This is a genomic window from Bifidobacterium jacchi (assembly GCF_009078285.1).
Classification (GTDB): domain Bacteria; phylum Actinomycetota; class Actinomycetes; order Actinomycetales; family Bifidobacteriaceae; genus Bifidobacterium; species Bifidobacterium jacchi.
The window spans coordinates 26052-34484 of the sequence record NZ_RQSP01000028.1 but is presented as its reverse complement, the minus strand read 5'-3'; the positions used below and the strand labels follow the sequence as shown (position 1 = coordinate 34484).

Sequence of the window (8433 nt, the reverse complement as noted above, 5' to 3'; positions counted from 1 at the left end):
GGGGGTATACACTACATGGTTGATTGTTCATGGCTGATTGCTTGGCGTAATAAGAGAGCCGTGTGATTGGCAACGCAGAAGGGACGACCCGTAGAGATAGGGGGCATATGCGTCGACGTACGTCGAACAAGTACCACGGCTTCCGCATGCGCGGACTGCGGCACATCGTGGCGCGCGCCATCATGGATTGGCGACGCACGATAGCCGCCATGCTTGCCGTCATTATGACCGTGGTCATGATCCCCACCGCCGATGCGCGAGGCCTCGCGTATTCACTGAATGCAGACGCCACGTCCATTACCGCGGTCGGTTCCGGCGATGACACCGGTGTCACTGTCGTCTCGGATGGCACCATGGTGACCGACCCCACCATCGTGGCCGCCGCCCAGTCGGCGACGCTTACCTCGCTTCGCGCCAATTCGTCGCCCAACGACGACACCAGCGAACCGGCACAGCATGACGCATCGTCAGATGCCGCAGATTCCGACAATACGGATACGGTGGATGCGCAATCCGATTCGCAATCCGATTCGCAATCCGATTCGCAATCCGAGGATTCATCATCCACCGATCCTCAACCCCGGGCCTCCGCCGAAACGGCGACGCTAGGCGGGCGCGATTTCGAAGGTCAGGTCACCAAGGAAATCAATGGCAAAACGTACATCCTGATCGGCAACGAACAGCAGCTGCGCGCCATCGGATCGGGCAACAAGGTCATCGGGCGCATCATAAGCGTGACGCAAACCTGCACGAAGACGGGTCTGGTGAGCTACGAATGGGTCGATGGGCAGGACAGTGCCATTGCCTATGCGGGCGACGCCGATCTGGGAACACAGGATACGCTGCGCAACGCCGACGCCGATGATCACAGCAACGGCCCCGTACTGGGCTGCACGGCACTCACCGTCAACCAGACCCGCACCAAATACTATGGCGTCGCTGCGGACGGTTCGCATGCTGACTATTCCGAAGCCAACACCGGCCTGACCTACTCCGCGGACGCGAACTACATCGTGTTCCGCAACATCGACCTGAGCTCGAATGCAGCCGATCCAGACAACGCCAACTGGACGCCGCTCATGTTCTCAGGCATGATGCTCGGCACGATCGCGCCCGACACCGCCACGGCCGGCAGCCTGTGGGGAACCATCGGCACCGACGGCGCAAGCGTGAACGACACCGCAGTCCGTCCGGTCATTTCGCATGTGACGGTCAACCAGGCCGGTCCGAAGCTCGACGTGAGCACGCAGCAGGGCATCGGCTTCTTCGCCACCATCGCCAGCAAGACGACCATCGTTGGCGACAGCCTTGGCAGCGCCGGCACGGTTGTGGTCGCCAACATCGCGCTCAACGACGTGACGGTCACGAACAATGCGAGCGAATCCTACATTCCACCCACCCTGCTTGGCACGCTCACCAAGGCCGTGGGAACATTGCTGGACGTATTGCTTGCTGCCCTGAAGCTGCTGACCTTAGGTGCCGTCAACGTCGATCTGCACCTCGCCGATCTGCTCACGCTGCACAAGGACAACCCATCCAACCTCGCCACCGGTGCGTTCGCCGGGCGCATCTACGGCGATGTGAAGGTCGTCGGATGCGAAGTGAGCGACGTCACCGTCTCCAGCGTGGCCGACATGACCGGCGGATTCGTCGGATATGTCGAAGGCGCCACTCGATACGACGCCGTCTCCGGAATCGTGGGCGCGTTGACGAATCTGCTCTCCTCGATTCTCGGCATCATCCCGTTCCTCGGCCTCGGCGATCTCGTGGACTGGCTGCTCAACGGCACGCTCGGCCTGAACGCACTGATTCCGGTCGGCTATTACAACCCGGAGATCTCATCCAGTACGGTGAACGGGTTTACCAAAGGCACCGTCATCGGCGCGGACGGCACCACGCAGGCAGGAGGATTCGTCGGCGCACAGATCGGCGCGATCATCACCGATTCCTCGGTGACCAGCGTCACCCCATTCACCGTGAAGGCCTCGCGCTACGCGGGCGGTTTCGCCGGCGTGAGCCGCAACGGCAACGTGGGCGGTCTCGTCAGCTCGCTCGGCGTCGACCTCATGTCCGCGCTGCGCCCGCAAAGCCTCATCGAATCAAGCGCCGTTGACGCGCGAGGCGGCGTCACCGTGACCGCCGCGAACTACGCAGGCGGGTTCTCCGGGGCGATGGCCAACTCGTACGCGGTCAACGACACGCTGACCGGTGCCGCAACCGTCACCGCCACCGCATCGCATGCGGGCGGCTTCACCGGCTTCGCCTCGGTCGGATGGGGACTGGAACTCGGCACCGACGATGCAACGAACACGTCGCTGCTCAAACAGCTCACCAAAGCCATCACCGAACTGCTGGAGGGCGATTCAGGCGCAGGCGCAGGCGAACTCCTGTCCTTGGCCGGCGTGAACCCGTCCGCCATCCTCGGCACTACGATGAGCGCAGCCGTGACCGTCACATCCCGCGGCGACTACGCCGGAGGCATGGTCGGCGTCGGCTCCGGCACGATGATCGAGAACTCCGGTACAACACAGCTGGACAACCTGACGTTCTGGAAGTACGACACGACCGCGCATTCGCGCCGCGCCTACCCGTCCGAACGAAGCACTGCCATCACGAACCTGCACGGGGTAAAGGCCTCCGGCTCCTATGCGGGCGGCATCGCAGGCAGTCTGCAGCCGGTCATGGTGGCCGGACTGCTCAACAGCGTGCTCTCCATCGGCGACATGACCACCCTGAAGAAAGTGGACCAGTTCGCTGCCTTCACCGTCGCCGATGTCACGCTGGACGGCGGCACCCAGGGCCTGACGGTGACAGCGGATGCCTATTATGCGGGCGGAGCGCTCGGATGCGCCACCGGCGGCGACCTGACACGAGTCAACGTCAGCAACCTCAATGCGGTGAAGGCGCGCGGCGAGGCCGGCGGATTCGTCGGATTCGCCGGCCCGGGCAAGGCTGTCGGCGCGACCGGTCTCAATGTGCTCGGCCTTGTCCAAATCTCCGGCCTGCTGTCGGTGGCCCAATACTCCGGCGTGGAGGTCTGGTCATCCAACGTCGCCGGTTCGACGGACGGATTCACCGTCGCCGCAACCGGCCACAACGCGGACAATGAAACCAACGACTACGCGGCGGGCGGCTTCTACGGCCAGGCCAACTCCACCACCACTGTGGATTCGCATGTGCGTGCGTTGCGGTCGGTCACCGCCGACGACACCGCCTCGGACGGCATCGCTGGCGGCTTTGTCGGACTGTCCAGCACCGGCGGCCTCGCCGACGCGGTGAACGACGCCGACGATTCGCAGATCGGCGGACTGCTCAGCGTGGACAATCTGCTCGGCGCGGTGCCCTACCTCACCCCCGTGTATGCAAAGACCGACGTCGCCTATGTGAACGGCGGCTATGTCAAGGCCGACGTGGCCGGCGGCTACGCGGGCGACTTCCAAGGCGGCTACGTCAACAAGCTCACCGCCGTATTGGAGAAGGACCATCCCGAACTGGCCGAAACGGTGGCCGAAGTCAGGAAGGCCCCCGTGGCGGTCATCAACATCGACCATGTGAGCGGCGGCTCCTACGCGGGCGGATTCGGCGGCAAGGTGCGTTCCGGTGCGCTTGCCTCGGCCGGCGAAGGCGGACTGAGCGTCCTCGGCAAGCTCAACGGCGTGAATCTTTCCGGCGTGCTTTCGCTCGCACAGGCTTACGTGCCGTTTGTACTGTACGCGGGCGTGCATACCGATGACACGACGTTCGCGGCAGCGGGCGGCGATGTGGACGCGAACGCGGACGCGGACTACGGACTGACCGTTGTCGCGCGACGGCTGGATGGTGCGGATTCGAATTCCGGGTCGGCGGGCGGATTCGCCGGATACGTCTCCGCCGCGCAGATCAGCACCTCGTCGGTCGGCCAGCTGCGGCACACCGCGGTCAAGGCACCGGCCAATCTGGAGACGACGAACGACAGCGACATCACCAGCACATATCTGAACGACGATGTGAGCGCCTACGCGGTGGACGCGGCCCGTTACGCCGGCGGCTACATCGGTCGCGTCGATCTCGGCTCCACCGCGGGCGTGGGCGACAGCGTCAACCTGCTGGGTGGCACCATCCAACTGTCCGATCTGGTCAGCGCGCTGAACGTCATGATCTCCACGATCGAAGAGTCCGATGTGACCGGCGGTCCGGGAGGCTACTCGGTGCGATCCAGCACCGCCGACCATCTGAAATCGGACGGTGTGACCGCCGACCCGATCGGCATTGCTGGCGGATTCGTCGGCGACCTTGAGGGTGGCCACATCCAGCATTCCAACGCGCACGAATTCGCTTACATCATCGGACAGGTGGCGGCCGGCGGCTACGCGGGCGTCATCCAGCCCGGTGCCGCGGCAGACGTGCTCGGCGACGGCAGCGTGCTCAAGCAGCTGGTCGATGTGGACGGCGCCTTGTCGCTGCTGCAGGACTTTGTGCCGACGATTCGCAACTCCTCCACCGATGCGGTGGTGTGCGGCGGCGCGGTGCGCGCGCAGGCGGTCTCCGATGGGACGACCCGGCGCGGCATGGCCGGAGGCTACGTCGGGCGCAACCGTGGCGGACAGATCTGGGGCATGAACGATTCGGCGTGGTCCAGCATCAGCGGCGGCACCATCACGCAGCAGACCGCCTACGCGGCGCGTATCCGCAGCGTCTACGGGCAGGAGATCGCCGGCGGCTTCACCGGCCTGATGGAATCGGCCGACACTGCCGAAGGCGGTTCGATCTCCGTATTGGGCGGACTCGTGAAGGCCAGCAACATCGCGGGCGCGCTGTCCATGGTGTATCCGACCGAGGAGCACACCAAGGTGACCGGTCCGCTGCGCAACATGGCATACAAACAGTGGCAGTCATGGGTCAACAACATCGGCAAATACGGCGCCTACGGCAAGGAATTCACCGACATCGCGAACACGGCCGGCGCGGGCTCGGTCAAGGATCAGGCCACGCTCGACGCCTTCCTGAACAACTATGTGTTCGGATTCAACGTGGTCGCCGGGCGCGCCTCGTTCACGACCGGTCCGAACCTGCGCGATTCCGGTGTCGCCGGCGGCCACGTGGGCCTGATGCGCACCGGCACCATAACCGACGGGCAGTCGATGGACGTGCGCAACGTCACCGCCATGCGTGCGGCCGGCGGCTATGCGGGCACGATGGAAGCCGGAACGGCGTCGTCGTTCGGCTCCATCCAACTGCTTGGCAGCAAAGGTCTGGGACTCGACCTCGGGCAGATGCTCGGCGTGGCCCAGGTGTTCGTGCCGGTCGTCAAATCGTCCAGCGTGACCGGCTACCGCAAGGGCATGCGCGTGACCGCCACCGGCACCGACATCACGCATGGCACCGGCAATGCCGGCGGCTACGTGGCGCTTGCCGTGGGCGCGCAGATCTGGGGCGACCGCGACGCCAACGGCAAGGAGCTTGCCGACGATGCGTCTGCGACCGCTGCGGTCGGCGCGAACGTCGCCAATCTGCGCAAAGTCTACGGTCAGAACAACGTGGGCGGATTCGTCGGCATCGCCACGGCCGGCGCCACCGCCGACGTGGACACGGAAGGCGCAAGCGGGTTCCTCAACACGGTGCTGCATACGCTCGTGAAGAACGCCAACCCCGCCGGATTGGTGCAGGTGCTGCAGGCCACGATCGTGACCATCCGCGGCGCGCACGTGAACGCCGACAGCGCCGACTGGGGATTCACGGTCGAAGGCGGGCCGTACACGCTCACCGGTGACGACTCGGAGCATTACGCGCTCACCGCGGGCGGCTTTGCCGGTTCGCTCCAAGCCGCCATCCTGGGCGACAAGGATTCAGCGAAAGGCACCGGCACCGAGGTGGACACGGCGAACGATCCCGCCGCGCTCACCGTGACCGGATTGCGCGCCGTTTCGGGCGGCCAGTATGCGGGCGGCTTCCTCGGTCTTGCCGACGTCTCGTCGGTCGCCTCCGTGGCGGGCGGCAACGCGGCGACCGGCACCGATGTGAACGACGAGAACCGCAGCGACACGAACCTGCTGCTCTCCCTGCTCAAACTCGGCAACGTGGGTGTGCTGGAGGCGTTCCGCACGTTCGTCTACGACGGTCAGGTGGCCGGCGTGCCGGATGGCATTCAAGTCAAGGCGCATGTCTCCGCCACCTCCGGCATGCTGGATTCGAAGCGATTCACCGGCGCGGCAGGCGGCTTCGGCGGCGGCCTGATCAACGGGTCCGTCAAGAAGTCCGGCGTGACGAACCTCAACAGCGTCACCGGCGTCAACTATGCGGGCGGTTTCATCGGCCACCTCGGCAAATCCGGCACCGTGGCCGCGGACAACGCGAACCTCGGCACCAGCTGGCTCAACCTGCTCGGCGCCACCGCGGGCGTGCTCGACATCTGGGGATCCCATGTGGGCGATTCCTCCGTCGCCGGCATCAGCGCCGGCTATACGGTCACGGCCACGCATGGCGGTGCCGACTACGGCAAGGGCACGGACAAGGCGACCGGGCGTGAAGTGGTCGGCGGCTTCGTCGGATACGCCGATCTTGCCCGCGTGAAGTCAAGCACGGTGACCGGATTGAAGAAGACGTCCTCCGGTGAACTCGCCGGCGGCTTCGCCGGTGAGACCAAACGCGCCTATCTGGTGGATGCCGAGGTCAATTCGGTACTGGTCGAGCTGCTGCTGCAGATCGTCAACGCACTGGTCAAACTGCTCTACCTCGACAAGGCCGAACAAGTGGGCGTGATCGATCTGGGCAAATGGTTCCCGAACATCTTCGGCAAGGTCTTCGATCTGAAGGTGCTGTCGCAGGGCGACCTGCTGTACGTGAACCTGTTCGGCCTCAAGGTGGGCGTGTCCCTGTCCAAGGCCGACGACACCAATCAGCAGCAGACCGACGTGGCCATCGTCACCATCGGCGATTCCGTCGTCAAACTGCCATGCAGCAAGGACGGTATCGACATGGACGGGGCGAGGGAGAACCTCAGCGTGCAGCTCATCAAGGGCAACCGAACCCGCATCGAGGCATCGTCCGTCGCCGGCATCAAGGACGGCTACGACGTGTTCGGCGGCGGCGCCACGCAGCTCACCGACGGTCTGGAGGGCCTCACGACCGGCTATGCGGGCGGTTTCGTCGCACTCAACGACGAAGGCGTGCTCGCCGACGACCACATGACCTACGCCGACACGATTCGCGGCACCAGCGGACGGGTCGACCCGTTCGCCAACACGCTGCTCAAATCCAACTGGGATTTCAACTCGATGAGCGACATCATCGGCCCGGCGGACGACGGCAACGGCGGCAAGGCGTACAACACGTACCGCGTGTACCGCACGGCCGACGCCACGGCCGGCAGCGCCGTCACCTCCGTGAAGGACGGCCGCGAGATATTCTCCGCCAAATCCTCGGACAGCGGCGACGGCACGCTCAACACCGGACTGGACCGGTGGGAGGTGAAGCTGTTCGACGTGGTCAACACGTATGACAGCAGCGTGCCCGCCAGCGGCGCCTCCGGCGACAAGAACACCCGCTGGATCGGTATCAGGGACGCCGTGATCGCCACTGGAGACGACTCGACCAAGCCGATGGACGCATACGTGTCCGCCGCCAAGGCGGTGCTCATGCTCGACACGGCCGTGACCGACAACAACGGCGGACTGACTCCCGAACCGGACGACGGCCAGGACCCGTGCGGCACCGACGGTTGCCGGACCATCGACCTTACGTTGCAGAAGGTGTGGCGCAACGGCCAGCTGGAGCGGGCCGACGCGATCACGCTGGAGGTCACCGCCACGTACACCGACGGCAACGGCAACCAGATCACGCCGGACACCATCGAATGCCGCGACGCCGACTGCAACGCCGTTGAGCGGAAGAACCCGTTCACCGTGGAGCTCACCGCCAAGGACAATGGCTCCGCATGGAGCGACACCTGGCGCGCGAAGGTCACCGGACTGCCGGTCGCCTTCGTCGACAAGGGCTCCGGCGCGAACGGTGTGGACGTGGTGCGCTACTACACGTACACCGTGCGGGAAACGAAGGTGACCTTCGCCGACGGAACCGCCGATGAGACCACCAAGACCCCAGCCGAGGCCGGCTACACGGTCGACGTGGCCTACGGCAAGGATGCGGACGGTGGCGACGGCAAGTACGTGGCCACCGTGACGAACTCTTCGCCGCTGCCCGACACCGGTGGCCGGGGAACCGTGCTGTTCGTGACGTTCGGCGTGCTGCTCATGCTGCTCGGCGCCGCATGGGTCATACGGGACCGTCGCGCACGTGCGGGTGCACGAGTTGGCGGCATCCATGCGCGGCGGCAAGGCCGTCACATGTCGTCCTGACCACCGTCGGACGACCCCAGAATTTCCGCCTACAGCGGCGGACAACACAAAACCACTAGAGAACCCAAGATAATCCTCGGGGAAACCACGAGGAAGACCA

At 65.0% G+C, this 8433-nt stretch carries 1 protein-coding gene; it reads left to right on the top strand.

Annotated features, from left to right (window positions below; all coding sequences use genetic code 11):
* Positions 1-107 precede the first annotated feature (107 nt).
* On the top strand, positions 108-8333 hold the full coding sequence (locus EHS19_RS07810) for an LPXTG cell wall anchor domain-containing protein (RefSeq protein WP_241677153.1): 8226 nt from the start codon (positions 108-110) through the stop codon (positions 8331-8333).
* The last annotated feature ends 100 nt before the right edge of the window (positions 8334-8433 follow it).